A 26,966-nucleotide genomic window follows, 5' to 3' on the forward strand; every position below is an offset into this window, starting at 1 on the left:
CGCTCCTAGAACATCACGGTGGCGAAGGTGCCGACCGTGCGGAATCCGACGGCCTCGTAGGCGCGCAAGGCGGGAGCGTTGAAGTCGTTGACGTAAAGCGAGACCCTGGGCGCGTGATCGCGGCGCACCGCCTCGACGACGGCCGCGAGCCCAGCACGCGCGAGCCCACGGCCGCGCAACGCTGGGTGCACCCAGACCCCCTGCAGCTGGGCGACGCCGCCACCGAGAGCGCCGACTTCGGCCTTGAACACGATCTGCCGCCTGCCTTCGGCGACGCCGTACTGGATGTACGCCCGCCCGGCACGCACCAGGTACCGCAGGCGCTCCTCGTACGCGGTGCGTCCGTGACGCATCGGGTCGTATCCCACCTCGCCGATGAACATGTGCACGCACGCGGGAAGCAGCGCGTCGTAGTCGTCCTCACGGGCGGCGCGGACCGCCTCGAGGTGCAGCTCGGGCGCGCTCAGCGGCGCCACCCGGCGCACCGCTCCGTCGATGACCATCGACGCCTGCCTCGCGCGCACCTCGCGCACGGGACCCCACCACGGCTCCACCCGACCCCACAGGTCGAGGGTCAGGTCCGCCTCCCCGACGATCGCGGCCGGGCGCGAGAGCCTCCCGACCATCGCCGCGGCGATGTCCGCGCGGGTGTCCTCGTCGGCGTCGGCGTCTCCGGTCGACGGGACCACGGCACACAGGTTCGCGCTCGCCCAGATGAGGCCAGCGGTCTCACGCCCCCAGCCCGAGCGGCGCCGCACGACCCACATGCCCGCGGGCACCACGCCGGAGGCGAGGGCCGCGTCCAGGTGCATCGCGGGAACGACCGTGGCGACGGGGTCCTGGGCGCACAGGTCGCGCAGGCCCTCGAGGTCACGACGCTGCGCCGGCGCCAGCGAATGCTGAGCGCGCCGGAGCAGCGAGTCGGTCATGACGTGGCGACCACCTCTGGCGCCGCGCCCTCGACGGGCTCCATGGTCTCGGCGATGCGCATGGCCTCCTCGATGAGGGTCTCCACGATCTGCGACTCGGGGACGGTCTTGATGACCTCGCCCTTGACGAAGATCTGGCCCTTGCCGTTGCCGGAGGCGACGCCGAGATCGGCCTCGCGGGCCTCCCCGGGTCCGTTGACGACGCAGCCCATGACGGCGACGCGCAGCGGCACCTCCATGCCCTCGAGACCGGCGGTCACCTTCTCCGCGAGCTCGTAGACGTCGACCTGGGCGCGGCCGCACGACGGGCACGACACGATCTCGAGCTTGCGCTCCTTCAGGTTGAGCGATTGCAGGATCTGGATGCCGACCTTGACCTCCTCGACGGGAGGGGCGGACAGGGACACGCGGATGGTGTCGCCGATGCCCTGGCTGAGCAGTGCGCCGAAGGCCGTCGCGGACTTGATGGTGCCCTGGAAGGCGGGGCCGGCCTCGGTGACGCCGAGGTGGAGCGGCCAGTCGCCGCGCTCGGACAGCTGCTTGTAGGCCTCCACCATGACGACGGGGTCATTGTGCTTGACGGAGATCTTGAAGTCGTGGAAGTCGTGCTCCTCGAACAGGCTCGCCTCCCAGACGGCGGACTCGACGAGCGCCTCCGGCGTGGCCTTGCCGTACTTCTGCAGCAGGCGGGGGTCGAGCGAGCCCGCGTTGACGCCGATACGCAGGGACGTCCCGTGGTCCTTCGCGGCCTGGGCGATCTCCTTGACCTGGTCGTCGAACTTCTTGATGTTGCCCGGGTTGACGCGCACCGCGGCGCAGCCGGCCTCGATCGCGGCGAACACGTACTTGGGCTGGAAGTGGATGTCCGCGATGACGGGGATCTGCGACTTCTTCGCGATGATCGGCAGCGCGTCGGCGTCGTCCTGCGTGGGGCACGCGACGCGCACGATGTCGCAGCCGGCCGCGGTGAGCTCGGCGATCTGCTGCAGCGTGCCGTTGATGTCCGTCGTCTTCGTCGTCGTCATCGACTGCACGGAGACCGGCGCGTCACCTCCGACGTACACGTCCCCGACCTTGATCTTGCGGGTCTTCCGACGGGGCGCCAGCACGGGCGCCGGCATCGCGGGCATTCCAAGTCCGATGGCAGTCACAGTCTCATTATCTCCTCACGCGTCAGGCATCCGGTCACACGAAGTCCACGGGCGCCACGATGTCCGCGTAGATGAGAACGACGCCCATCACCAGCAGAATTCCGAAGACCCCGTACGCGAGCGGCATCATGCGCGCGACGTCGACCGGCGCGGGGGCGGGGCGCGACCGCAAGCGGGCCCACCCGTTCTTGATGCCCTGCCACAGGGCCGAGGCGACGTGACCTCCGTCGAGCGGCACGAGCGGGATCATGTTGAACACGAAGAGCGCGAGGTTGAGGCCGCCCAGCAGCATCAGCATGTCGCCGATCCGCTCGGAGACGCCGTAGCCCTCGACCTCGGCAGACGAGATCTCGCCGGCGACGCGGCCCACTCCCACGACGCCCATGATCGAGTCGGAGCGCCGCTCCTCCATGCCCAGCGCCGCCTGCGTCACGTCCCACAGGTGGGCCGGCAGGTGGACGACGACCTCGGTGGTCGCGACCAGGTAGTCCCACGTCTGGACCGCGCCTGCGTACAGCGGCTGCGGCTCGGCGACCACCTCGGAGTACACGCCCAGGTAGCCCACGGTCTCGAGGACCGGCTCCCCCGCCGCATCGAGCACCGGCTCGCCCTCGTCGTCGTAGACCACGCGCTCGCGCGCGTCGGGCGTCACGGTGAGGGTCATCGGCTCGCCGTCGCGCACGATCTCGAGCGCCATGGACTCGCCCGGCGCCGCGGCGATGATCGCGGTCGCCTGTTCCCAGTCCTCCGCCGCCACGCCGTCGACGGCGACGAGCGTGTCGCCAGCCTCGAGCCCGGCCTCCGCGGCAGGTGACGCGGGGTCGGCATCGGTGCACTCGACCTGTCCCGCGGCGGGCACGCACGGCACCACGGCGCCGACGGTGAGCGACTGCGTGGGTGCGCCGACGGTGGACAGCACGGCCGTGAAGATGATGACGGCCAGCACGAGGTTCACGAGCGGGCCGCCCATCATGACGATGACCTTCTTCCACCACGCGAGGTGGTAGAACGCCCGGTGGTCCTCGCCGTCGGGGATCTCCTCGACGGCGGCGTCACGCGCATCGGCGATGAGGCGGCCTGCCCACCCGCCCACACGGACGGGCTTGACGCGCTCCTCCGGCGGGATCATGCCCACCAGTCGCACGTAGCCGCCCAGCGGGATCGCCTTCACCCCGTACTCGGTCTCACCCTTGACGCGCGACCACACGCGCGGACCGAAGCCCACGAAGTACTCGCTGACCCTGACCCCGAACCGCTTGGCCGGGATCATGTGGCCGAGCTCGTGCAGCGCGATCGAGACCAGCAGTCCCACCACGAGCACGAGGATCCCCAGCAACGTCGCCATCTGCCTACCCTACGTACCCGTTCCTCAGCCGATGCGGGCGCGGGCGCGCTCGCGCGCCCACCGCTCCGCCTCGTCGACGGCCTCGAGCGACAGCTGCGCCGGGGCCTCGTACTCCTCCACAACGCGCCTGACCGTGTCGACGATCCCGAGGAACGGCAACGATCCGGTCACGAACGCGGCCACGCACTCCTCGTTGGCGGCGTTGAACACGGCCGGGTGGAGCGCCGATGCGGCGACGGCCTCCCGCGCCACGCGGACCGCGGGGAACGCGTCCTCGTCGAGCGGCTCGAACGTCCACGTCGCCGCCTGGGTCCAGTCGCACGCGGGCGCGGCATCCGCCACCCGCTCGGGCCACGACAGCCCCAAGGCGATCGGCAGACGCATGTCGGGAGGCGAGGCCTGGGCCAAGGTGCTGCCGTCCACGAACTCGACCATCGAATGGATCACCGACTGCGCGTGCACGACGACGTCGATGCGGTCCATCGGGATGTCGAACAGCAGGTGTGCCTCGATCACCTCGAGCGCCTTGTTCACCATCGACGCGGAGTTGATGGTCACGACGGGGCCCATGTCCCAGGTCGGGTGGTTGAGCGCGTCGGCGGCGGTCACGTCGGCGAGGTCGGCGCGGGAGCGGCCGCGGAACGCGCCACCGGACGCGGTGACGACGAGGCGCCGCACCTCGTCCGCCGAGCCGCCGCGCAGCGCCTGCGCGAGCGCAGAGTGCTCGGAGTCGACCGGCACGATCTGCCCGGGGCGTTGGACGGCCGCCTTGACGAGCGCGCCGCCCGCGACCAGCGACTCCTTGTTCGCGAGCGCGAGCGTCGAGCCCGCCTCGAGCGCCGCGAGGGTGGGCCGCAGGCCCACCGAGCCCGTGATGCCGTTGAGGACGACGTCGGCGCCGGTCGAGGCAGCGGCGACGACCGCATCGGCCCCACCCACGACCTCGACGCCCGGCAGGTCGCGCGCGACCTCAGCGACCGCATCGGCCCTCGCGACGGCGACGAGCCGCGCACCCGTGGCGCGCGCCTGCTCCACTACGAGCGCGGGGTCGGACCCGCCTGCGGCGAGCGCCGTGACCGTGAAGCGGCCCGGGTTGCGGGCGATGACGTCGAGCGCCTGGGTGCCGATCGAGCCGGTCGAGCCCAGCAGCGCGACGGTGCGGGACTCGCCCGTCACGCCGCCCCGAGCAGGATGTCCACCACGCGCGAGAGGTAGGCGTCGACCACCCGCTCCTCGTACGCGCCCCACGAGGCGCGACGCTTGAAGCTCGCGGCGCGCACCTCGTCCGCCGTCAGGGGCTTGCCCTGGTCGAAGAACGCGGTGAGGCGGTCGAGAAGCTGGTCGACCTCGGCGGCGGAGTAGCCCGAACGCATCGCGCCCGGCTTGGCGAAGCGCTCCCCCGCGGGACGGCGCAGGCGCGGGTACAGGGCCTGCGCGCGCTCGGCGAGGTGCTGCATCCACGCATCGTTGCCGTGCTCGGCCACGTAGCGGTCACGGATGCGCGACGAGAAGGCGACCTCGAGGCGGTCGAGCGCCGAGTCCACCGCGGTGGTCGTGTAGCCCCCGCGCTTGAGCCCGAAGCTCGCGCGGCGCACGTCGAAGGCCTCGAGCGCCTCGGCGCCGCCGGGCTGCTCGTAGAGGTGACGCGCCTTGCCGAAGTACGCGTCGACGTCGTCGACGCTGTAGCCCAGCTTCGTCGCACCCGAACGCGGGAACAGGTCCGCCATCACGCCTCCTTGATCGCGAGCTGTCCGCACGCGCCATCGATGTCACTGCCACGAGTATCCCGGATCGTCGTCGGAATTCCGTGAGCGCGCAGGGTGTGGACGAACTCCTCTTCGACCTTGGGGTCGGAGGCCGTCCAGATCGAGCCCGGCGTGGGGTTCAGCGGGATGGGATTGACGTGGACCCAGCCGTCGCCGCGCTCGCGCAGCTTGCGGCCCAGCAGGTCGGCACGGTGGGCGTGGTCGTTCATGTCGCGGATGAGGGCGTACTCGATCGACACCCGCCGCCCGGTCGCGTCGAAGTAGCGGCGCGCGGCGTCGAGCGCCTCGTCCACGGTCCAGCGCGTGTTGATGGGGACCAGCTCGTTGCGCAGCTCGTCGTCGGGCGCGTGCAGGCTGAGCGCGAGGGTCACGGGGATGCCCTCCTTGCACAGCTTGTCGATCGCGGGCACGAGGCCGACGGTCGACACGGTGACGTGGCGAGCAGACAGCCCGAAGCCCTGCGGCTCGGGCGCGACGAGCGCGCGCACGGTCTGCATGACGGCCTTGTAGTTGGCGAGCGGCTCCCCCATGCCCATGAAAACGACGTTGGACAGGCGCACCTGCTCGCCCAGGTCGCCGTCGCGCGCGGCGCGCGCGGCCAGGCGCACCTGCTCGATGATCTCCGCGGCGGAGAGGTTGCGGGTGAGGCCCATCTGGCCGGTCGCGCAGAACGGGCAGGCCATGCCGCAGCCCGCCTGGCTGGTGACGCACAGCGTCGCCCGCTCCGGGTACTTCATGAGCACCGACTCGACCTTGACGCCGTCGTGCAGGTTCCACAGGGTCTTGCGGGTGGCGCCGCCGTCGGCCACGAGCGAGGTCACCGGGGTCATCAACGGCGGGAACATCTGCGTCGCGAGGTCCTCGCGGGCATCCGCGGGAAGGTCGGTCATGTCCGCAGGATCGACGGTCAGGTGCGAGTAGTAGTGGTTCGCGAGCTGCTTGGCCCGGAAGGCCGGGAGACCCAGCTCGCGCATCGTCTCCACCCGCTCGTCATGGGTGAGGTCGGCGAAGTGGCGTGGCGGCTTGCCTCGCCGCGGCGCTGCCATCTGCAGCAGTGGACGGTCGGTCATGACACCCCCAGGAGTAGGCCGAACACCACGTAGGCCACGGGTGCGGCGAGCAGCAGCGAGTCGACACGGTCCATGATGCCCCCGTGTCCCGGCAGGAAGGAGCTCATGTCCTTGACCTGGATGTCGCGCTTGATGGCGGACTCGGCGAGGTCGCCGAGCACGGCGGCGAGCGCGCAGGCGACGCCCACGAGCGCTCCCACCCACCACTGGCCGTCGAAGAAGAAGTAGGCGGCGACCGAGGCGGCGGCGGTGCCGAGCAGCAGGCCTCCCGCGAAGCCCTCCCAGGTCTTCTTGGGGCTCACGCGCGGCGCCATCGGGTGCTTGCCGAGCAGCATCCCGGCGAACAGCCCGCCGGTGTCGGAGCCGACCACCGCGAGGATGACCACGAGGACGCGCTGCCAGCCGTCGCCGGCGAGCTCCAGCAGCACCAGGAAGGAGCCGAGGAACGGGATCCACAGGATCGTGAGCATCGAGGCCAGCGAGTCCGCGAGCGTGTTCTCGATGCGTTCGTCGACCACCCGCCACGCGACGGTGCCGGCGAGCCCGACCATAAGCGCGACGACGAGCCCCTCGGGTCCGCCGAACCACGTGGCGATGATCAGGCCGCCCGTGACGATCGTGACGGGGATCAGCGGCACACGGCGCTCGTGCTTCGCGAGCACGCTGCGCCACTCGTAGGCCGCGGCGATGCACGCGGCCCCCGCGAGCAGCGCGAACGCGAGCGGGTTCCACCACGCCGCGACGACGACGAGGCCGAGCAGTGCGAGGCCGACCACGGTCGCGACGGTCATGTTGCGGCCCGAGCGGGACACCGGCGCGATCTGGGGCACGGGCTGCTCGACGGAGCGAATGGTCGCCGGGTCCACGCGGACGTCGTCGACGGCCTCCTCCTCGTCGGAGGCGTCTCCGACGACGGCGAGACGGGTCGCGTCTCGCTGGGCGGCCTCGGCGCCGCCGTCGCCGTGGATCGCCGACCAGGTGGGCGCGGCGGGCTCGGAGGGCGTCGACGGCGCCGATGCGCTCGCCGGGCCCGTGCCCGGGTGGGCCGATGCGCTCGCTGGGTCGGCGACCGCGGGCGCCTGTGCGGACGTCGCCGCGTCCTGCGGGTGCAGCGACGGCATCCCCGGCGCGTAGTACGGCGCGGGATCCGCGAGCGTCCCGGCCTCGACCGGCGACGCCGGCTCGGGCGCCGACACCGGGAGCCACGCCGCGTCCGGCACCGAGCTCGCCGAGCGGAGAGCGTCCGGCTCCTGCTCGGGCTGTGCGCCGGCGCGGCGTCGGAAGATGCTCATGAGGGTCGCGAAGGCGGCCCGAGGTCAGACCTCGAGCAGCTCGCCTTCCTTCGCCGACAGCAGGGCGTCCACGGCGTCCACGTGCTTCTTGGTGAGGGAGTCGAGCTCCTTCTCCGCACGGTTGCCCTCGTCCTCGCCGACCTCGCCGTCCTTGACCGCGGAGTCGATCTGATCCTTCGCCTTGCGGCGCATGTTGCGGATCGTGACGCGGGCCTCCTCGGCCTTGGTCTTCGCGAGCTTGACGTAGTCGCGGCGGCGCTCCTCCGTCAGCTGCGGCATGACGATGCGCAGGACGTTGCCATCGTCCGACGGGTTCACGCCCAGGTCGGAGGAACGGATCGCGGACTCGATCTCCTTCTTCGCCGAGGCGTCGTAGGGGGACACGAGCACCATGCGGGCCTCGGGCACCGTGATCGCGGCGAGCTGCTGCAGCGGGGTGGGCGCGCCGTAGTAGTCGACCGAGATGTTGGCGAACATCGCGGCGGACGCCTGACCGCTGCGGATGCCAGCGAAGTTGTCCTTCGCGACGCCCACGGCAGTGTCCATGTGCTCCTCTGCCTCGAGGAGGATCTCGTCAATCACGTGTGCTCCTTATGCGTTCTCGTGACCAGCGCCGTCAGGCGGTGACCAGCGTGCCGATTCTCTCACCCACCAGGGCCCTCGTCACGTTGCCATGCTCCTCGAGGCCGAACACGCGCATGGGCATGGCGTTGTCCTTGGCCAGCGAGAACGCGGCGGCGTCCATGACGTTGAGGCCCTGTCGCAGGGCATCCGCGTAGGTGACGTGGTCGAGCAGCTCGGCGGAGGGGTCCTTGCGGGGGTCCGCGGTGTAGACGCCGTCGACGCCGTTCTTGCCCATGAGCACCTGCGTGCATCCCACCTCGAGGGCGCGCTGCAGGCTCACGGTGTCCGTCGAGAAGTACGGCATGCCGGCGCCGGCGGCGAAGATCACCACGCGACCCTTCTCGAGGTGGCGTACCGCGCGCAGCGGGATGTAGGGCTCCGCGACCTGTCCCATCGTGATGGCGGTCTGCACGCGCGTCGCGACGCCCGCCTGCTCGAGGAAGTCCTGGAGGGCGAGGGCGTTCATGACGGTGCCCAGCATGCCCATGTAGTCGGCGCGGGCCCGCTCCATGCCGCGCTGCGACAGCTCGGCGCCGCGGAAGAAGTTGCCGCCACCCACGACGATGCACACCTGCACGCCCTTGGCGACGGCGTCGGCGATCTCTCGCGCGATGCGGCTGATGACGTCGGCGTCGAGGCCGACGGATCCGCCGCCGAACATCTCACCCGACAGCTTCAGCAGAACGCGCCGCTCCCCCGAGGCGGTCTCGGTGTCCGGATTCACGGTGGTGGACTCGGACATCGGGTTCCTCCTGGGGTAGCGGCGCGTGCTGTGGCTGGTGGTCTCCTGGCTCGAAGCCTACGCTCCCACGCGGAAGCGGGCGAAGGCCGTGACGGAGCCGCCGGCGTTCTCGATGACCTTGCCGACCGTGGTCTTCGGGTCCTTCGCGAATGCCTGGTCCACCAGGGTGTTCTCCTTGAAGAAGCCGTTCAGGCGGCCCTCCACGATCTTGGGCAGGGCGCCCTCAGGCTTGCCCTCACCCTTCGCGGTCTCCTCGGCCACGCGACGCTCGTTGGCGACGACGTCCTCGGGGACGTCCTCGCGCACGAGGTACGAGGGCGAGTAGGCGGCGATGTGCATGGCGATGTCGCGCGCGACCTCGCGGGCCTTCTCGTCCGAGCCGACCAGGACGCCCACCTGCGCGGGGAGGTCCTTGTTGGTGCGGTGGAGGTACTCGGTGACGACAGGGGCCTCGACGCGGGCGACGCGACGCAGAACGATCTTCTCGCCCAGGATGCCGGCCTCGGCGTCGATGACGTCCTGCAGGGTCTTGCCGTCGACGTCGGTCGCGAGCGCGGCCTCAGCCGAGTCGGCGCCCGCGGCGACGACCGCAGCGAGGACCTTGTCCGCGAGGGCCACGAACTTGTCGTTCTTGGCCACGAAGTCGGTCTCGGAGTTGAGCTCGATCAGGGTGCCCACCTGGCCGCCGTCGGCGTCCGCGATGGAGGCGGCGACCAGGCCCTCGGAGGCCGAGCGGCCCTCGCGCTTGGTCACGCCCTTCAGGCCCTTGACGCGAAGGATGTCGACGGCCTTGTCCAGGTCGCCCTCCGCCTCGTCGAGCGCCTTCTTGACGTCGAGCATGCCGGCGCCGGTGCGCTCACGCAGCGCCTGGATGTCGGCAACGGTGTAGTTCGCCATGTGCGGTTCCCTTACTTCTCGTCGGCTGCGGCGGCCTCGTCGGCCTTGTCCGCGGCCTTCGTGGTCTTCTTGGCGGCAGGCTTCTTGGCCGGCGCCTTCTTCGCAGCGGGCTTCTTCTCGGCCTTCTCAGCCTCGGCAGGAGCCTCGGTGGCCTCCTCAGCCTTGTCCTCGGCGGGGGCCTCGGTGGCAGCGGGGGCCTCGTCGGCCTTCGCCTCGTCAGCCTTCGCCTCATCCTTGGCGCCGTCCAGGAGCTCCTGCTCCCACTCGGCCAGGGGCTCCTCGGTGCCCTCAGCGTCCGCCTCGTCACCCTTGGGGGTGTGGCGGATGCGCACACCCTCGGCGACCGCATCGGCGATCACGCGGGTGAGCAGGCCGACGGCGCGGATGGCGTCGTCGTTGCCGGGGATGCCGTACGCGACCTCGTCGGGGTCGCAGTTCGAGTCGAGGATGCCGACGACGGGGATGCCCAGCTTGCGGGCCTCGTCCACGGCGAGGTGCTCCTTGTTGGTGTCCACGATCCACACGACGGAGGGGGTCTTCGCCATGTCGCGGATGCCGCCGAGGGTCTTGTCCAGCTTGTCCTTCTCGCGGCGAAGGCCCAGCAGCTCCTTCTTGGTGCGGCCCGAGCCGGCGACGTCGTCGAAGTCGATCTCCTCGAGCTCCTTGAGGCGCGCGACGCGCTTGCTCACCGTCTGGAAGTTGGTGAGCATGCCGCCCAGCCAGCGCTCGTTGACGTAGGGCATGCCCACGCGAGCGGCCTGCTCGGCGATCTGCTCCTGCGCCTGGCGCTTGGTGCCGACGAAGAGTACGGTGCCGCCGTGGGCGACGGTGTCGCGCACGAACTCGTAGGCGGCGTCGATCTTCGACAGCGACTGCTGAAGGTCGATGATGTAGATACCGTTGCGCTCGGTGAAGATGAAGCGCTTCATCTTGGGGTTCCAGCGGCTGGTCTGGTGTCCGAAGTGGACGCCCGAGTCGAGCAGCTGGCGCATGGTCACGACGGCCATGGCTGTCCTGTTCCGCACGCGCACGCGCGTGCATGATTCTTGGGCGGGTTGGTCCCGCGATTTGAGTTGTCGATGCGGCCCACCACGGGTCGCATCCCTGGCACCAACGCGGGTCGGCACCGAGCCTGAGCTCGGACCACGCCTTCCCGGCGCGCTCCCTGCCGCATCAGCGGTGGGCGGCGCGAATGGCACGCGATGTCATCCGGGCACACCGGATGCACCGACGATGATACCCGACGGGCGGGGTCCGCGGCGACCTCGGCGGCGTCCCCAGCCCATGCGCAAGGGCGCGGTCTCCACCGCGAGGTTCCGGCCCGCTCGCCTCGCGGCGGCCACGAGGGTCGGATGTCGTCCATGATCGCAGAGCTCCTCCACGCGTCCGGCCCACGTACGGCACGGCACCAGCGTTGCGACGGACTCGCGCCTCCACCTGCAGCGCCGATGCGCTCGCTGGGTCAGCGCGCCCGCTCGGGTGGGTGGGCGGTGCGCCGGGCTGGGTGGGCGTCTTGGCGTGGTGGTCGGTCGCCGCGCCGCGCTGAGTGGGCGTCGAGCCGCGGCGGATGCCGCACCGTCGCCACGGCCCTGGCCGCACTCGCGGTCGCGGTGGCGGCGGGGCTGTCCCCTGCCGCTGGGCTACCCGCCACGGATGGCGGCGGGCACCCACCCGGCCGGACGACGCTCGCGGCCCACGCGCCGTGGTCGCCCGGCGGGGCGTCGCTCACAGGTGACGCGCCGTTTGCGCGCGGTACGGAGTCGCTCGGGGTGGACGCACCGTCGCCGCCCGCCGCGGGGTCCGTTCCGGATCCTCCGCGATACCTCGCGCCCGTGGCGCCGATGCGCGTGGCGGCCCTCGCCCGCATCCCCGAGCCCGACTGGCGTCCCGGCCACCGTGGCATCGACCTGCACGCTGTGGTCGGCGCCCCGGTCACGGCGCCTGCAGGTGGCACCGTCACGTTCTTCGGGGTCGTCGTGGACCGGCCGGTGGTGACCGTGACGCATGACGACGGCAGGCTCTCGAGCCTCGAGCCGGTCGAAGGGACCATCGCGACGGGCACGGCGGTGCGTGCGGGTGACGCCATCGGCGTTGTCGCTGCCGGCGCCGGGCACTGCGCGCCTGTGGTGTGCGTGCACTGGGGCGTGCGCGAGGACGGTCGCTACGTCGATCCGCTCGACCTGCTCACGGGGTTCGGGCCCGTGCGCCTGTTGCCGCGCGAGCGCGCGGCGTCGTTCAGACGAAGGCGCCGGTGCGCACCAAGGACTCGCGGAGCTTCTTGACCGCGCCCGAGTGGATCTGGGAGACCCGCGACTCCGTGACGCCGAGGATCTCGCCGATCTGCGCGAGCGTGAGGCTCTCGAAGTAGTAGAGCCGGAGCACCTCCTGCTCGCGGTCGCGCACGCCCTGGATGGCGGTCGCGAGCAGCGCCGTGGTCTCCTGCGCCTCGACCGACACCGAGGCCTCGGGGGCGGCGTTCTCGAGCGCGCCGTCGATCGCGCGGGTCTCCCCCGCTGCCACCATGCCGTCGAGCGCTGCCACGTGGGACAGCGCCACCTGGGCGCGCACCGTCCGCACGTCGGCGGTGTCCCAGCCGAGGTGCTCGGCGATGTCCTCGTCCGCGACCTGGCGCAGCAGCGTCTGCTCGAGGCTGCGGTGCGCGTGCTCGAGCGTGCGCGCCTTCGATCGCACCGAACGCGGCACCCAGTCCGCGGCGCGGAGCTCGTCGATGATGGCGCCCCGGATGCGCTGCCCTGCGTAGGTCTCGAACTTGAAGCCTCGCGCGGGCTCGAACTTCTCGACGGCGTCGATGAGGCCGAACATCCCATACGACACCAGGTCCGCGAGCTCCACCATGTCGGGCAGGCGGCCGATCATGCGCGTCGCGACCTGCGTCACCAGGGGCGCGTAGTGCGTGATGAGCCCGTCGCGCGCGCCTTGGCGCACTTCGCCACCATCGGCGAGGTCCTGCCACCACGCCTCGAGCTGCGCGGCGTCGGTGCGCGCCGGCGCGTAGCTGAAGGGCTCCTCGGTGTCCTGCGACAGCACGGGGTTGAGGCTCGGCATGACTTCTCCCTAGGCGCGCGGGTGCGCGAGTTGGTAGGTAGCCCGCAGTCGCTCTGCGGACACGTGGGTGTAGCGCTGGGTGGTGTTGAGGCTTGCGTGTCCCAGCACTTCCTGGACGGATCGGAGGTCGGAGCCCCCGGTGAGCAGATGGGTGGCCGCGGTGTGGCGCAGCGCGTGCGGCGCGACCTCGGGCAGGTCGGCGAGCCGGCACAGCTCGTGGATGGTCTCGCGGACCTGGCGCTGACCGACGCGCGCGCCCCGAGATCCCAGGAACATCGCCTGTCCGGTGCGCGCGTCCACCAGCAGCGGCCGCACTTCGAGCCATGCCCGCATCGCGTCTGCGGCAGGCACACCGAACGGCACGCGCCGTTCCTTGTCGCCCTTGCCGATGACGCGCACGAGGCGCTCGTCGAGGTCGAGGTCGGCGAGGTCGATGCCGACGAGCTCTCCCACGCGCATCCCGGTCGCGTAGAGCAGCTCGGCCATCGCCCAGTCGCGGACGTGAAGCGGGTTGCCGTCGTCGCAGCGCGTCTGCGCGGCGGTGAGCAGCGTCACCACCTCGGCGGGGCTCATCACCGAGGGGAGCGTCGAGGACGGTCGTGCAGACGCCAACCGGAGCGCCGGGTTCGCACCCAGGTGCCCGGCGTCGTGCGCCCACGCGTAGAAGGTTCGGACAGCGGCGCCGCGGCGCGCCATCGTGGTGCGCGACAGTCCGTCCGTCGCCATCGCGGCGAGCCACGAGCGCAGGTCGGCGAGCGTGACGTCGGCGAGGACCGCGTCGACCTCGGATGCGTCCTCGAGCCCGGCGCCGCCCGAGGCGTGCGTGGCGAGGTGCACGAGGTCGCCGCGGTAGGCGCGCACGGTGTTCTCGGACAGCCCGCGCTCGTGGCGCAGGTAGCCCTCGAACCTCGCGACCAGGCCACCCCAGTTCGCGTCACCCCTCGTTGACATGTTGACAGCGTGGCACCGTCACATACGTCAAATCAACCCCTCCTGTCACATTTGTCACACCAATCTCATCAATCACCCCTCTTTTGTCCTAGTTTGACCCACTTTGAGCGCCCCGCGGGCGATCTTGAATGCCGCCCGGTGCAGGTGACTCGAGTCACCCTCGCCCTCCCCCGGCGTCCTTCACGACCGCGACCGTCGCACACGACGCCACCCGTCCCCGTCTCGCTCGACGTGGCCCGCGGCCTCCATGCGGCCCATCGCGGCGCGCACCTCGGCCAACGTGAGACCGGCGGTCTCGGCGACGCCTGTCGCCCCTCGGGTGCGCTTGCCCAGCGCGTCGAAGGCGGCGCGGTCGGCCGGTCCGGCGAACTCCAGCGTCCACCCCTCTGCGCCCGGAGCCTCCTCGGGGCGTTCGGTGTGCTGCGGATCGGTGAGCGGAGCGACGAGCTCGAGGACGTCCGCTGCCGACGTGACCAGCACCGCCTCGGCGGCTCGTACGATGCGGTGACAGCCGGCTGATCCAGCGCTCGTCACCGGCCCCGGGACCGCGGCGACGGGACGCACCATCGCCTGCGCATGCGCCGCGGTGCTGAGGGCACCGGACCGGTGCGCCGCCTCCACCACGACCGTGACTCCGGCGCACGCGATGAGGCGGTTGCGGCTGAGGAACCTCGACCGGTGGGGCGCCCACCCCGGGGGCGACTCGCTCACGAGCAGTCCGGAGCGCATCACCCGGTCCAGCAGGTCCGCGTTGCCGGCGGGGTACGGCCTGTCGACGCCGCCCGCCATCACGGCGACGGTCGTGCCGCCAGCTGCGAGCGCCCCGCGGTGGGCGGCAGCGTCGATGCCGTACGCCCCTCCGGACACGACGGCCCTGCCGGCCATGGCGACGTCTCCCGCAATCGTCGCCGCGACGTGGTCGCCGTAGGCCGTCGAGGCACGGGCGCCCACGATCGCCACCGACGCGGTCCCGAGCGCCCTCAGGTCGCCGTCGCCACGCGCCCACAGCGCGAACGGCGCCGCGCGGTCCAGGTCCTCGACCGCAACGGGCCACTCGGCGTCCCCGCGCACCACCAAGCGCGCGCCGCACCGGCGACTGCGCTCGCGCACCTCGTCGACGTCAAGGCTCGCGCTCCTCCGTGCCCAGCGCTCGCTCGCCCGCACCGCATGGTCGATGTCGCGCGGCGTGCCGAGCCCCGCGAGCACCATGCTGGCCCCAACGGGATCCTCGGCGACGTCCGCGACCCACGCCAGAGCGCGCACCGGACCGAGCGACTGGACGAGCCACCCCGCGACGTCGTCGGCGGCCTCTGCGATCACGCTCCACGCCACCCACGCGTCGCCCTCATCCGAGCTCGCGCGGGCGACACGATCCCGCAGCTCGCCCGTCACGCTGACGCTCCGCGCGAGCGCAGCGTCAGGGCTTGGGCGACGTCGTCCGCCGTGGGCTCGGGGCGGTCGTCGAGGTCGGCCAACGTCCACGCGACCCTGAGCGTGCGATCGGCGCCGCGCGCGGTGAGCACTCCGCGCTCGATCGCCTGCCAGACGAGCCTCGCCGCCTCGCCGTCCGTGTGACTGCGCAGCCAGCTGCCCGACACCTGGGCGTTGAGGCGCCACGGCGTGCACTCAAGCCTGCGCGCTGCGCTCGCGCGAGCACGCGCCACGCGCGCGGCGACCACGGCCGAGGCCTCCGCAGGCTCGGCCGAACCGACGCGCAGCGGCATGACGGTGACCTGCAGGTCGACGCGGTCCAGGAGCGGCCCTGACAGCCGCCCGAAGTACCGCCGCCGCTGGACAGCGTTGCACCCGCACCTGTCCCCCGTGCCGTAGTACTGGCCACACGGACACGGGTTCGCGGCCAGCACCAGCTGGAACCGCGCGGGATAGCGCGTCGCTCCGTGGGCGCGATGCAGGACGACCTCGCCGTGCTCGAGCGGTTGCCGGAGCGTCTGCAGCACGCGCGCAGGAAACTCTGGCGCCTCGTCGAGGAAGAGCACCCCCGCGTGGGCGCGCGAGATCGCGCCCGGCCGCGCAAGACCCGAGCCACCGCCGACGATCGCGGCGGCCGACGCGCTGTGGTGGGGCGCCTCGAACGGCGGGGTGCGCAGCAGGCCCTCGCTCGGGTCGAGGGTGCCGGCGAGCGAGTGGATCCCGGTCGCGGTGACAGCGTCCTCGTCCGTCAGGGGCGGCAGGATCGTCGGGAGGCGGCGAGCGAGCATCGTCTTGCCGGCGCCGGGTGGACCCGACATCAGCAGGTGGTGCCCACCGGCGGCGGCCACCTCGAGGGCCCAACGAGCCTCCTCCTGCCCCTGCACCTCGGACAGGTCGACATCCTCGACGAGCGCGAGCGGCCGCGCGGGAAGTGGCACGGGCGCGGTCGCCGACGCGATCGCGTCGGGCGCGCCGTAGGACCGCGCGAGCTCCGCCAGTGTCGTGACCGCGACGACCTCGATGCCCGGCACGAGGTTCGCCTCCTCGGCGTTGGCTGCGGCGACGACCACCCGGTCAACGCCCCGCGCGGCCGCGGCCGCGACCGCAGGCAGCGCACCGGCGACGGGACGCACTCGACCGTCGAGCCCGAGCTCTCCGAGATGCGCCGCGGCTCCCGCGAGCGCGGGATCGACCTGATCGGCCGCCGCCAGGATCGCGATGGCGATGGCCAAGTCCGTGCCGGTGCCACTCTTCGGCAGGGACGCGGGCGACAGGTTGACCGTCACGCGCCGCTGCGGCCAGTCGAGCGCCGAGCTCGCGATCGCCGCGCGCACCCGGTCGCGAGCCTCCGACAGCGACGCGTCCGGCAAGCCCACGAGGGTGAACGCGGGCAGGCTCGAGCCGATATGCGCCTCGACGTCGACGAGATGTCCCGACAGCCCCGCCAAGACCACCGCCGTGGTGCGCCCGATCATCCGACGCCCCGCACGTGGTCGAGCTGGGCGGGCCCCGCAGCGGGCAGCAGCACGGCGACGGCGTCGATGCGCACGTGCGCGAAGCGCTCGACGCGCGTGTCGAGCCACGCGATGAGCAGGCGGCGGAGCCGCGCCACCTTGGTGGGCGTCAGCGCCTCGAGGCCGCTGCCGCACACATCCGAGCGCCGCGTCTTCACCTCGACCGCGACGGCGCAGTCGCCGTCGCGCGCGACGATGTCGAGCTCGCCCCGAGCACAACGCCAGTTGCGGTCGAGCACCTCCCAGCCCTGGTCCTCCAGGGCCCGAGCCACCACGGTCTCGCCGTGCCTGCCTACCGCCTGCCGTACGTCCATGAGCACCTCCGGGTGCCACGCTCGCGCGGTGGGTCGCCTCCCGCGACCGGCCGGCCACGGAGATGTGGACGCGCCACCAGGTCGGCCGCCTTGGGGACGACCGTCGCAATTCGACCGGGCGCGAACGAGACCCAGCCCGCGCATCGGCCCTGTATGGCCCCGCGCGCAACGGCGGCTCAGCGGGACCGTGGGAGGGACGCACGGACGCACGGGCGCAAGGGGCCGACGGGGCAAGGAGGCGACGGGCACGGAGCACGGAGTGCTGGGACACGGCGGCACGGCGGCACGGCCGCGGGAGCCCACGACCGCATCGGCCCTCCGCAGTCCCGTCGACAGACGCCGACGCCCACCGGCGGCGGACCACACGCGTGGAACGCGCGGACCTACCCCCGGTGGGCGTCGGCGATGGAAGGGATCAGCTGCGCGAGGGAGCGGCGGCCTCCGCGAGCTCCGCGTCGCGATCCTCCTGCGCCTCGTCACCCTGCGCCACCTCACCGTGCGGCTCGAGGTAGTCGCTGGTCATGCCGTCGACCTCGATCGACTCGGCGACCGCGTCCTTGTCGACGGTGGTGCGCAGCGGCGTCTCCTTGATGAACAGCAGCAGGAGCACACCGAGCACGGACAGGGGCACCATGAGCAGGAACACCGGCGTCAGCGCATCGTTGTAGGACTGCACGACGACGTCGTGGATCTGCTCCGGCAGGCCGACGACGGCGGCCGGCGTCAGCGAGTGGGTGCCGCCCGAGGCCGCGAGGGCGTCCGCCGGCAGCCGCTCGGTCAGCAGCTCGAGCAGGCGCGACGTGAACAGCGAGCCTACGACGGCCGTGCCGATCGAGGCGCCCACCTGGCGGAAGTAGTTGTTCGACGCCGTCGCGGTGCCCACCATCCGCAGCGGGAAGGCGTTCTGCACGATGAGCACGAGGATCTGCATCGAGAACCCGAGCCCGAGGCCCAGCACCGCGAGGTACGAGCAGGTCACCCACACCGGGGTGTCGAACTGCAGGGTCGACAGCAGGTACAGCGCCACGGAGGCGATCGCCGCGCCCGCGACGGGGTACCACTTGTAGCGGCCGGTGCGCGAGACGACGAAGCCGGTCACGGTCGAGGTGATGAGCATGACGAGCATCATCGGCGCGGTGAGCAGGCCGGCTTCGGTCGCGTCGACGTTCGCGACCATCTGCAGGTACGTGGGCATGTAGGCCATGACGCCGAACATCCCCACGCCCGTGAGCATGCCCGCCGCGGTGGCGAGGTTGAAGGTGCGCGAGCGGAACAGGCCCAGCGGCATGACGGGCTCGGCCGCGCGGCGCTCGACCATCACGAACGCGACGCCGGCGACGACCGCCGCCACGATGAGGCCGATGATCTGCGGCGACGCCCAGTCGTAGGTGTGGCCACCGAACGACGTCACGAGCACGATCGCGGTCGTCGCGATCGTCAGCAGCACCATGCCCGCGGCGTCGATCTTGGGCCGCGACTCGCGACGCGCCGACGGGTGTAGGAACAGCGCGGCCACGACGATCGCGAGCAGTCCGAGCGGGATGTTGATCCACAGGCCCCACCGCCAACCGGGACCCTCGGTGAACCAGCCGCCCAGCAGCGGGCCGGCGACGGAGGACACGGCGAACGCCGCGCCCATGACTCCCATGTACTTGCCGCGCTCACGCGCGGGCACGATGTCCGCGATGATCGCCTGCGCGAGGATGATCAGCCCGCCGCCGCCGAGGCCCTGGATGGCGCGCGCGGCGATGAGCATCGGCATCGACTGGGCGAGCCCGCCCAGGACGGAGCCGGCCATGAAGATCACGATCGCGGAGATGAACAGGCCCTTGCGGCCGATGAGGTCGCCCAGCTTGCCGTAGACCGGCATCATCACGGTCGACGCGAGGATGTACGCGGTCGTCACCCACAGCATGAGGTCGACGCCGTCGAGCTCGCCCACGATGGTCGGCAGCGCGGTCGCGAAGATCATCTGGCTGAGCGAGGCCAGCAGCATCGCCGTCATGAGGCCGATGAAGACGGGGATGACGCTGCGGCGCTCAGGAGCGCCCTCGCCCTGGGGGGTGGAGAGAGCCGATGCGGTGGCGTCCGCGGTGGCGGACACGCTGGGTTCAGACATGGTGGTGCCTTTCGAGGGGACGGGACCGGCGTCGGTCAGACGGCCGGCGTGGCGGCGTGCGGGGCCTGGGTGAGGCGGCGCACGCGCGGGAAGTACTCGTGGATCAGGGAGGCGACGTCGGGCTCGCGCTCGGCGCGCGCCCACGTCTTGGCGAGGACCTGCAACATGCCCATCGCGAGGCTCACGGTGAGCTCAGCGTCCGTCGCCAGGTCCGCCGCGTCCCGGTGGGGCTCGCGCATCGCGAGGCGGCGCTGCGCGAGGTCCGCGTACTCGGCACGCGAGTCGATCCTGCGGCCCCAGTCGACGGCCGCGAGCTCGGGGTTGGCGTCGAGCAGGCGGCGGCGCTTGCGGAACAGGTCGCGGTCCGGCTCGGACGCGATCCAGGCCTGCGCGATGAGCGCCGCGCACGCCTCGACGTCCGACACGCCCTCCATCGCGAGGAAGGCGTCGATCTGCGCGGCCGCGGGCCGAGGCTTGGGGTCGCCCAGCAGCGCGAGCTCACGCGACGGGAAGTAGTTGTAGAACGTGCGCGGCGAGATCCCGGCCGCGTCGCAGATCATCTCGACCGTGACGGCCTCGACGCCGTGCTCGAGGCTCAGCTCGATGGCGGCCTTCTGCGTGGCGTTGCGGGCGAGCCGGCGCTTGCGGTCGCGCAGGCCCTCCTCGTGTCGCAGCTGATCTTGTTGCACAGTATGCAACTTTGCAGAGTCTGCAACGAAAAGTCAAGCCGCGTCGATCACGCGCGCTCCCCCACCTCGTCGCCCTCGGGGCCGTACTCGAGCTCGACGCGCTCGTGCTCTCCCGTGTGGGCGGTGAAGTCGGAGTCGGAGCGCCCGTCGACGTCGAGCGCGTCGCCCACCGTGTCGCGGTCCAGAGAGGTGCGCAGCGGCACCTCCCGCACGAACATGAGCAGCACCATCGCCACTAGCGCGAGCGGCGCGATCCACCCGAGCACCGGCGCGAGGGCGTCGTTGTAGGAGCTCACGACGATGTCGTGCAGCGGGCCCGGGAGCTGTGACACGGCCTCGGGCGTGATGGAGTTGAAGTCGCCCGCCTCGGCCGGCACGTCCGCGGGCAGCCGCTCGCGCAGCAGCCGCACGAGGTTCGACGTGAAAAGCGAGCCCACCACGGCGGCACCCAGCGAGGCGCCGATCTGCCGGAAGTAGTTGTTGGCCGCCGTCGCGGTGCCCACCACCGACAGCGGGAACGTGTTCTGGACCACGAGCACCAGGTTCTGCATCGTCATGCCGAGCCCGAGCCCCAGGATCGCGAGGTAGAGGCAGGTGAGCCACAGCGGCTCGTCCCACACCATCGTCGACATCAGCGCGAGCCCCAACGCGACCGACGCGGTGCCGGCGAGCAGCAGGCGCTTGTACTTGCCCGTGCGGGTCACGGCGCGCCCAGCGATCACCGACGTCACGAGCATCGTGCCCATCATCGGCACGAGCAGCAGGCCGGCGACGGTGGCGCTCACGCCGGTGACCATTTGCAAGTAGGTCGGCATGTACGTGAGCGTGCCGAACATCGCGATGCCCACGAGCAGGCCGGCGATGGTCGTCAGCACGAAGTTGCGGCGCTTGAACAGCTCGAGCGGCAGCACCGGCTCGGCGGCTCGCGCCTCGACCCACACGAGGCCTGCAGCGCACGCGACGGTGACGAAGCACAGCCCAAGGATCATGGGCGAGATCCAGTCGTACTCGTGGCCGCCCCACGTCGTAGTCAGCACGAGCGTGGTCGTCGCGACCGCGAGCAGCGTCATGCCCGCGACGTCGGGGCGCACCTTCTCCCGGTCGATCTTCGGCGGGTGCAGGAAGAACAGCACCGCGCCGATCGACAGCAGCCCCACCGGGATGTTGATCCACAGGCACCACTGCCACCCGATCGACTCCGTGAACCAGCCGCCGAGCAGCGGCCCGGCGACGGACGCGAACGCGAACACGGAGCCGAGGATGCCCATGTACCGGCCGCGCTCACGCGCCGAGATGACGTCCGCGATGATCGCCTGCGACAGGACCATGAGCCCGCCGCCGCCGATGCCCTGGATGGCGCGCCCCAGGATGAGCTCGGGCATGGTGGACGCGAGCGCCCCCACCACGGAGCCCGCCATGAAGACCGCGATCGCGCCGATGAGCAGGCCCTTGCGGCCGACGAGGTCACCGAACTTGCCGTAGATCGGCATCATGATCGTCGCGGCCAGGATGTAGGCGGTCGTCACCCACAGCATGAGGTTGACGCCGCCCAGCTCGCCCACGATCGTCGGCAGCGCCGTCGCGAACATCGTCTGGTCGAGGGCGGACAGCAGCATCGCGGCCATGAGGCCGACGAACATCGGCACGATGCCGCTGCGGGGATGGGCGTCCGGGGCTGCGCTCATAGCGCCACGCTAGCGGCGCACCGGCCTCCGTGCAGGGGGAATGCGGCGGGAAGGGTCAGCGCGCGCGCAGCTGGCGGATGTCCGGCATCGCGTCGTCGTCCTGCGACAGCTCCTCGATGTTGACGTCCTTGAACGTCACGACCCGCACGTGCTTCACGAGCCGCGCCGAGCGGTAGACGTCCCACACCCACGCGTCGGCCATGGTGACCTCGAAGTAGACGTCCCCGCCCGAGGCCTTGACCTGCAGGTCCACCTTGTTGCACAGGTAGAAGCGCCGCTCGGTCTCGACCACGTACTGGAACAGGCCCACCACGTCGCGGTACTCGCGGTACAGCGCCAGCTCCGCGTCGGTCTCGTAGTTCTCCAGGTCCTCACTGCTCACGGTCCCATTCTGGCGGCGCGGCGCGGGCACCGCGAATCCGGCGCGCCGGGCGCGAGGCCCCGGCTCGCTCCATGGGGAGGCGCGGCACACGGCCGCACCGCAGAACCCGTCAGGTGCGCTCGGGCAGCGACCACGACCGCCGATGCTCGTCGGTGGGCCCCAGGAGCCGGATCGCGTCGAGGTGCGCCGCGGCTCCGTAGCCCTTGTTGCCCGCCCAGCCGAACTCGGGATGGCGCTCGTGCGCCTCGGCCATGAGCCCGTCGCGCTCGACCTTCGCGAGCACGGACCCCGCGGCGATCGACGCGCACAGGGTGTCGCCCTTGATGACCATGGTGACGGGCGGCGTGGGCACCGCGGGCTCCTGCAGCGCCGATGCGCTCGCCGGGTCCGGCGCGTCCAGGTCGCCGAAGAGGGTCGCCGGGGGCGGGGTCAGCCAGTCGTGCTTGCCGTCCAGCAGGACTGCGTCGACGCGCACGCCCTCGGCAGCGATCGCCGCGAGGGCCCGCGTGCCGGCGAGACGCAATGCGCCGACGATGCCCAGCGCGTCGATCTCCGCGGGCGAGGCGTGCGCGACCGCGCGGGCGGCGCCGAAGCCGGCCAGCGCATCGGCCATCCGCAGTCGCCGCGCGGGGGTGAGCTCCTTCGAGTCCGCGAGGCCCTCGGGCCAGGCGTCGCACCGCGCCACGGCGCAGACGCCCACGGTGACGGGGCCGGCGAGCGCACCGCGCCCCACCTCGTCGATGCCCGCGACGACGGTCGCTCCGGCGTCCCACAGGGCCGCCTCGTGGGCGAGGGACACGGCCACGGGTCAGTCCTCGACCACGTCCGGGTCGTCGTACGGGTTGCCGATGCCGTGGAAGTGATCCAGCGGCCACACGGTGGCGAACGCCGTGCCGACGATGCTGGAGATGGGCACCCAGCCGCCGCCGGGGTTGCCCATGTGCGCGCGCGAGTCCGCGCTGTTGGGGCGGTTGTCGCCCATGACCCACACGTACCCGTCGGGGCCGGTGGTCTCGAACTCCATGAGCGAGGGATCGATGCCCTCGGGCAGGTAGGTCTCGTCGAGCGGCTCGCCGTCGATGGTGAGGCGCCCGTCAGCGTCGCAGCACACGACGGTCTCGCCCGGCAGTCCCACGACGCGCTTGACGAGGTGCTCGCCCGCGTCCTCGGGCAGCAGGCCGGTGAAGGTGAGGATCGTCTTGCCCGCGGTCTCGAGCGGGGTGTCGTCGCTGGTGTCGACGGGGCCGAGCCAGCCGCCCGGGTCCTTGAAGACGATGATGTCGCCGCGGCGCAGGTCGAGCGGGCCGGGGCGCCACTTGGTGACGAGGATGCGGTCGTTGAGCTGGAGGGTGGGCTCCATCGAGCCCGAGGGGATCCAGAACGACTGGAAGAAGAAGGTCTTGAGCAGGAGCGACAGGGCCAGGGCGCTGATCACGATGATCAGCAGCTCCTTGGTGTACCCCCAGAGACGAGCACCGGCGGACGGCTTGGAGCCGCCCGCCGGTGCCGGTGAGATGTCGCTGATCTCAGCTCTCGCGCTTCTCGCGGATGCGCGCGGCCTTGCCGCGGCGCTCGCGGAGGTAGTACAGCTTCGCGCGACGGACGTCGCCGCGGCTGACGAGCTCGATGTGGTCGATCGTGGGGGCGTGCACCGGGTAGGTGCGCTCGACGCCCACGCCGAACGAGATCTTGCGGACGGTGAAGGTCTCGCCGATGCCCTGGCCCTGACGGCCGAGCACGACGCCCTGGAACACCTGGATACGCGAGCGGTTGCCCTCGATGACCTTGACGTGCACCTTGACGGTGTCGCCGGCCCGGAAGTCCGGGACGTCATCGCGGAGCTGGCCCGCGGTGATGTGGTCAAGCTTCTGCATGGCTCTTTCTCCTCGCGCACGCCACAGGTCCTGCACGATATCTGCCTCACGGCATCTGATGGTGACTGTGCGTCGCGGACTGAGCTCGGCCCCCTGTGGCAGGCATGAGCGCCGCGCGCACCGAGGGACTATTCTGCCACAGCCTTCGCAGCGACAGCGAGCGCTCTGCGGTGAGGCGTTGGTCACGTCCACCCGTGCGGAGGGCCGATGCGCGCGCTGGTCGCGCACGCCTCGCGCCTCGGTCTGGGGCGATGGAGCGGGGTTCACGCTGGGGGGCCGCGTGCGCTCAGCGCTCACGATACGCCCGGAGGTCAGTGCGGACGGTGCACCGGTGCGCTCCGGACTGACGGTGCGCGAGAGCGCCGGTGGGGACGGTGCGCGCGCCGACAGTCCGCTGGCGCGAGCGGGTCAGTCCTCGGGCGGCAGCAGGTCCGGCCGACGGGCGCGCGTGCGCTCGAGCTGCTGCTCGTGCCGCCACTCGGCGACGCGCCCGTGGTGTCCGCTCAGCAGCACATCGGGCACCTCGAGGCCGCGCCACGAGGCCGGCCTCGTGTAGCTCGGGTACTCGAGCAGCCCGTCGGAGTGCGACTCCTCGACGATCGACTGCGCGTTGCCCATGAACCCCGGGATCAGCCGCGTCACGGCCTCGATCATGGCGACGGTCGCGACCTCTCCCCCGTTAAGCACGTAGTCACCCAGCGACACCTCCGTGACCCGGAAGCCCGTCGACGCGTAGTGCTCGGCGACGCGCACGTCGATGCCCTCGTAGCGCCCGCACGCGAACACCAGCTGAGGCTCGGCAGCGAGCTCGGCGGCCATCGCCTGTGTGAACGGCACGCCCGCGGGGCTCGGGATGACGAGGTGCGCGCCGGGCTGCATGACCTCGTCGAGCGCCAGGCCCCAGACGTCGGGCTTCATCACCATGCCGGCGCCGCCGCCGAAGGGAGCGTCGTCGACGGTGCCGTGCACGTCGCTGGTCCAGTCCCGCAGGTTGTGCACCCCGACCTGGACGAGCTCGCGCGCACGGGCCTTGCCCAGCAGCGACACGTCCAGCACGCCGAAGAACTCGGGGAAGATCGTGACGACGTCGATCCTCATGAACGCGTCTCCCCCGTCGCCTCGGGCTCCTCCCCCGACAGCAGGCCGTACGGCGGCGTCACGGTCACCGTGCGCGCCTCGATGTCGACCTCGGGGACGAACTCCTCGACGAAGGGGATCATCGCGCGATGGCCGTTCGGCTCCTTCACGACGAGGATGTCCTGCGCGGGCATGGACAGCAGGTCGACGACCTCGCCGACCGCCTCGCCCGACGGCCGCACCGCGGCGAGGCCGACGAGCTCGTGGACGAACCAGGCGTCGTCCTCGTCCGACTCCTCGCCGTCGATGACGAGCTCGACGCCGCGAGCGGCGTCCGCGGCCTCTCGGCCGACGATCTCGTCGAACCGGAGGTACCAGCGGCCAGCCTGGGTGCGCACCGCAGCGATGGTGAGCGGCCCGGCCGATGCGGGCTCGGTCTCGTACTCCTCGCCGGGGACGAGCCGGTCCTCGGGGATGTCGGTGCGGACCTCGACCGTCACCTCGCCCTTCAGTCCGTGGGCACGGCCGATGCGCGCGACGGTCAGCTTCATGGCATCGGAACTCATGACACCAGGGTACGGGCACCGGGCGCGGACGCCGTCAGCGGAGTAGCGTGGGGTGACGGTCTACCAGCGACGATGGAGGAGAGCATGGCAACGGAGAAGCAGGGCATCGGCAACATGCCGGCAGGCGTGGCGTTCGTGGGCGTGCTCACGATCCTCAACGCGGCGGCGACGATGGCGCTCGGAGGGCTGTTCCTCTGGGCCTCGGGGGACGCGGAGGTGCTTGGCGAGGTCGATGTGACGGCCGACGACGCGCAGCTGTTCGGCTGGACGGCGCTCATCCTGGGAGCGATCACGCTGCTGGTGGGCATCGGCCTGTTCCGCGGTTCGCGCTTCTCGCGCTTCCTCGTGATGACGCTCATGGTGTTCCGCATCGGCCTCGACGTTTTCGCGCTCATCGCGGTCGAGGGCTACCCGTGGATCCAGGCGGCCATCTCGATCGGATGGTCGTTCCTCATCATCATCATGCTCACGACGTCGCGCGCGAGCGCGTTCTTCCACCAGCGCTGAGGCGCACGCGTCGAGGGCCCGGCCCGCGCATCGGCGCGCAAGCCCCGGAGGCCGGTCGGCGCCCGCCCGACGTCCGCGACACGCGAAAGCGCCCCGTGCCGAACCGGCACGGGGCGCTTCGCTGTGAGCGTGGCGGCTACGCCACGTCGACGATGTTGACCCGGACGTCGTCCCGCGAGATCGCGTCGACCACGGTGCGGATCGCCGTCGCGGTGCGGCCTCGGCGGCCGATCACGCGCGGCAGGTCATCGGGGTGGACCACCACGTTGAGGGTGGTGCCACGACGGCCGGAGCGCTCGGTCACGGTGACGTCATCCGGGTTGCGGACGATGCTCTTGACCAGGAACTCCAGCGCGTCGACGACCATGGGTTACTTCTCCTCCGACGACTCGCCCTCGGCGGCCTCCTCGGCGGGAGCCTCCTCGGCGGACTCGTCGGCGGCCTCAGCAGCCTCGGCCTCAGCCTTGGCGGCCTCCTCGGCCTCCTTCTTGGCCTTCTCGGCCTCGGCGGCCTTCTCGGCCTTGAGCTTCTCGGCGGCGTCGGCGGTGGCCTTGATCTGGTCGTCGGCCGACAGCTTGCCCGCGGGGAGCTCGACGGTGCTCTTGGTACCCTTCTCGCCCTTGAAGGTGCCCCAGTCGCCCGTGAGCGTCAGCAGCTTCTGGACCTGCTCCGAGGGCTGGGCGCCCACGGACAGCCAGTACTGCGCGCGCTCCGAGTCGATCTCGATCACGGAGGGGTTGGACAGGGGGTGGTACTTGCCGATCTCCTCGATGGCACGACCATCACGCTTCGCGCGGCCGTCGATGACGATGACGCGGTAGAACGGCGCCTTCTTCTTGCCGAAGCGCTTGAGACGAATCTTCACAGCCATGGCTGTACTCCTTGTTCATTCGGTGTGAGCCGGCTCGCGTCGCCCGGGGAAATCGGACGGCGGTCGCTAGCAAGACGAATAGCTGCTGCGGGTAGAGGGCCGCG

General features: G+C 71.5%; 29 protein-coding genes. 2 read left to right on the plus strand and 27 right to left on the minus strand.

Going from position 1 to position 26,966, the window contains the following annotated elements; all coding sequences use genetic code 11:
* Window positions 1-5 precede the first annotated feature (5 nt).
* From B7K25_RS03980 to rpsB, 11 genes are read right to left on the minus strand one after another with little or no spacing between them, the layout of a single operon-like run.
* Complete coding sequence (locus B7K25_RS03980) at window positions 6-929, minus strand: GNAT family N-acetyltransferase (protein WP_084104372.1); 924 nt, start codon at window positions 927-929, stop codon at window positions 6-8.
* On the minus strand, window positions 926-2,080 hold the full coding sequence (gene ispG / locus B7K25_RS03985) for a flavodoxin-dependent (E)-4-hydroxy-3-methylbut-2-enyl-diphosphate synthase (RefSeq protein ID WP_200807830.1): 1,155 nt from the start codon (window positions 2,078-2,080) through the stop codon (window positions 926-928). Before ispG ends, B7K25_RS03980 begins: the two co-directional genes overlap by 4 nt.
* Window positions 2,081-2,114: 34 nt before the next feature.
* Entirely contained in the window at window positions 2,115-3,425 is a 1,311-nt protein-coding gene (locus B7K25_RS03990) for an RIP metalloprotease (protein WP_084104374.1), read from the minus strand.
* 24 nt (window positions 3,426-3,449) lie between these two features.
* Window positions 3,450-4,601, minus strand: a complete 1,152-nt coding sequence (gene dxr, locus B7K25_RS03995) for a 1-deoxy-D-xylulose-5-phosphate reductoisomerase (RefSeq protein WP_084104375.1) — start codon at window positions 4,599-4,601, stop codon at window positions 3,450-3,452.
* On the minus strand, window positions 4,598-5,152 hold the full coding sequence (locus tag B7K25_RS04000) for a hypothetical protein (RefSeq protein WP_084104376.1): 555 nt from the start codon (window positions 5,150-5,152) through the stop codon (window positions 4,598-4,600). The genes dxr and B7K25_RS04000 overlap by 4 nt, the downstream gene beginning before the upstream one ends.
* Window positions 5,152-6,261 (minus strand): 23S rRNA (adenine(2503)-C(2))-methyltransferase RlmN, encoded by a 1,110-nt coding sequence (gene rlmN, locus B7K25_RS04005; RefSeq protein ID WP_084104377.1) that lies wholly within the window; start codon window positions 6,259-6,261, stop codon window positions 5,152-5,154. Before rlmN ends, B7K25_RS04000 begins: the two co-directional genes overlap by 1 nt.
* Entirely contained in the window at window positions 6,258-7,553 is a 1,296-nt protein-coding gene (locus B7K25_RS04010) for a phosphatidate cytidylyltransferase (RefSeq protein ID WP_084104378.1), read from the minus strand. The genes rlmN and B7K25_RS04010 overlap by 4 nt, the downstream gene beginning before the upstream one ends.
* Before the next feature lie 24 nt (window positions 7,554-7,577).
* Window positions 7,578-8,135 (minus strand): ribosome recycling factor, encoded by a 558-nt coding sequence (gene frr, locus B7K25_RS04015; RefSeq protein WP_084104379.1) that lies wholly within the window; start codon window positions 8,133-8,135, stop codon window positions 7,578-7,580.
* 34 nt (window positions 8,136-8,169) lie between these two features.
* On the minus strand, window positions 8,170-8,919 hold the full coding sequence (gene pyrH, locus B7K25_RS04020; protein ID WP_084104380.1) for a UMP kinase: 750 nt from the start codon (window positions 8,917-8,919) through the stop codon (window positions 8,170-8,172).
* Window positions 8,920-8,976: 57 nt separating this feature from the next.
* The gene (gene tsf / locus B7K25_RS04025) at window positions 8,977-9,816 is read right to left on the minus strand and encodes a translation elongation factor Ts (protein ID WP_084104381.1); all 840 of its coding nucleotides are present in this window, start codon (window positions 9,814-9,816) and stop codon (window positions 8,977-8,979) included.
* Window positions 9,817-9,827: 11 nt separating this feature from the next.
* Window positions 9,828-10,823: a 30S ribosomal protein S2 gene (gene rpsB, locus B7K25_RS04030; RefSeq protein ID WP_084104382.1), complete on the minus strand. Its 996-nt coding sequence runs from the start codon at window positions 10,821-10,823 to the stop codon at window positions 9,828-9,830.
* Between the two features lie 834 nt (window positions 10,824-11,657).
* Between rpsB and B7K25_RS04035 the strand changes: the two genes are divergently transcribed.
* The gene (locus tag B7K25_RS04035) at window positions 11,658-12,098 is read left to right on the plus strand and encodes a M23 family metallopeptidase (protein WP_084104383.1); all 441 of its coding nucleotides are present in this window, start codon (window positions 11,658-11,660) and stop codon (window positions 12,096-12,098) included.
* On the opposite strand, the gene B7K25_RS04040 is transcribed toward B7K25_RS04035, so the two are convergent.
* From B7K25_RS04040 to rimM, 14 genes are all read right to left on the minus strand, one after another.
* A complete protein-coding gene (locus B7K25_RS04040; protein WP_084104384.1) occupies window positions 12,052-12,882 on the minus strand; it encodes a sigma-70 family RNA polymerase sigma factor in 831 nt (276 codons plus the stop codon). The genes B7K25_RS04035 and B7K25_RS04040 overlap by 47 nt on opposite strands.
* 9 nt (window positions 12,883-12,891) lie before the next feature.
* Window positions 12,892-13,833, minus strand: coding sequence for a tyrosine recombinase XerC (locus B7K25_RS04045; protein WP_084104385.1), 942 nt, complete (start codon window positions 13,831-13,833; stop codon window positions 12,892-12,894).
* 180 nt (window positions 13,834-14,013) lie between these two features.
* Window positions 14,014-15,225 carry a DNA-processing protein DprA gene (gene dprA / locus B7K25_RS04050; protein ID WP_234988064.1) on the minus strand — a complete coding sequence of 404 codons (1,212 nt, stop codon included), beginning with the start codon at window positions 15,223-15,225 and terminating at the stop codon, window positions 14,014-14,016.
* Window positions 15,222-16,739: a YifB family Mg chelatase-like AAA ATPase gene (locus B7K25_RS04055; protein ID WP_084104387.1), complete on the minus strand. Its 1,518-nt coding sequence runs from the start codon at window positions 16,737-16,739 to the stop codon at window positions 15,222-15,224. The genes dprA and B7K25_RS04055 overlap by 4 nt, the downstream gene beginning before the upstream one ends.
* Window positions 16,736-17,092, minus strand: a complete 357-nt coding sequence (locus B7K25_RS04060) for a YraN family protein (protein ID WP_084104388.1) — start codon at window positions 17,090-17,092, stop codon at window positions 16,736-16,738. The genes B7K25_RS04055 and B7K25_RS04060 overlap by 4 nt, the downstream gene beginning before the upstream one ends.
* Before the next feature lie 415 nt (window positions 17,093-17,507).
* Window positions 17,508-19,211 carry an MDR family MFS transporter gene (locus B7K25_RS04065; RefSeq protein ID WP_084104389.1) on the minus strand — a complete coding sequence of 568 codons (1,704 nt, stop codon included), beginning with the start codon at window positions 19,209-19,211 and terminating at the stop codon, window positions 17,508-17,510.
* A gap of 35 nt (window positions 19,212-19,246) precedes the next feature.
* Window positions 19,247-19,900 carry a TetR family transcriptional regulator gene (locus B7K25_RS04070; RefSeq protein ID WP_159450102.1) on the minus strand — a complete coding sequence of 218 codons (654 nt, stop codon included), beginning with the start codon at window positions 19,898-19,900 and terminating at the stop codon, window positions 19,247-19,249.
* Window positions 19,901-19,947: 47 nt separating this feature from the next.
* Entirely contained in the window at window positions 19,948-21,585 is a 1,638-nt protein-coding gene (locus B7K25_RS04075; RefSeq protein WP_084104391.1) for an MDR family MFS transporter, read from the minus strand.
* A 55-nt stretch (window positions 21,586-21,640) separates the two neighbouring features.
* Window positions 21,641-21,967, minus strand: a complete 327-nt coding sequence (locus tag B7K25_RS04080; RefSeq protein WP_084040405.1) for a DUF2469 domain-containing protein — start codon at window positions 21,965-21,967, stop codon at window positions 21,641-21,643.
* 109 nt (window positions 21,968-22,076) lie between these two features.
* The gene (locus B7K25_RS04085) at window positions 22,077-22,772 is read right to left on the minus strand and encodes a ribonuclease HII (RefSeq protein WP_084104392.1); all 696 of its coding nucleotides are present in this window, start codon (window positions 22,770-22,772) and stop codon (window positions 22,077-22,079) included.
* Window positions 22,773-22,775: 3 nt separating this feature from the next.
* Window positions 22,776-23,402, minus strand: a complete 627-nt coding sequence (gene lepB, locus B7K25_RS13665; RefSeq protein ID WP_159450103.1) for a signal peptidase I — start codon at window positions 23,400-23,402, stop codon at window positions 22,776-22,778.
* 91 nt (window positions 23,403-23,493) lie between these two features.
* Window positions 23,494-23,841, minus strand: a complete 348-nt coding sequence (rplS, locus tag B7K25_RS13670; RefSeq protein ID WP_159450104.1) for a 50S ribosomal protein L19 — start codon at window positions 23,839-23,841, stop codon at window positions 23,494-23,496.
* Between the two features lie 408 nt (window positions 23,842-24,249).
* Window positions 24,250-24,939 (minus strand): tRNA (guanosine(37)-N1)-methyltransferase TrmD, encoded by a 690-nt coding sequence (trmD, locus tag B7K25_RS04095; RefSeq protein WP_084104394.1) that lies wholly within the window; start codon window positions 24,937-24,939, stop codon window positions 24,250-24,252.
* Window positions 24,936-25,484 (minus strand): ribosome maturation factor RimM, encoded by a 549-nt coding sequence (gene rimM, locus B7K25_RS04100; RefSeq protein WP_234988065.1) that lies wholly within the window; start codon window positions 25,482-25,484, stop codon window positions 24,936-24,938. Before rimM ends, trmD begins: the two co-directional genes overlap by 4 nt.
* Before the next feature lie 84 nt (window positions 25,485-25,568).
* Here rimM and B7K25_RS04105 point away from each other — a divergent pair, with 84 nt between their 5' ends.
* Entirely contained in the window at window positions 25,569-25,991 is a 423-nt protein-coding gene (locus B7K25_RS04105; RefSeq protein WP_084104396.1) for a hypothetical protein, read from the plus strand.
* Between the two features lie 136 nt (window positions 25,992-26,127).
* On the opposite strand, the gene B7K25_RS04110 is transcribed toward B7K25_RS04105, so the two are convergent.
* Together B7K25_RS04110 and rpsP are read right to left on the minus strand one after the other, a co-directional pair.
* Window positions 26,128-26,358, minus strand: a complete 231-nt coding sequence (locus B7K25_RS04110) for a KH domain-containing protein (protein WP_084104397.1) — start codon at window positions 26,356-26,358, stop codon at window positions 26,128-26,130.
* 3 nt (window positions 26,359-26,361) lie between these two features.
* Entirely contained in the window at window positions 26,362-26,862 is a 501-nt protein-coding gene (gene rpsP / locus B7K25_RS04115) for a 30S ribosomal protein S16 (protein WP_084104398.1), read from the minus strand.
* Window positions 26,863-26,966 lie beyond the last annotated feature (104 nt).

The sequence above is a fragment of the Demequina sp. NBRC 110056 genome (assembly GCF_002090155.1).
GTDB lineage: Bacteria > Actinomycetota > Actinomycetes > Actinomycetales > Demequinaceae > Demequina.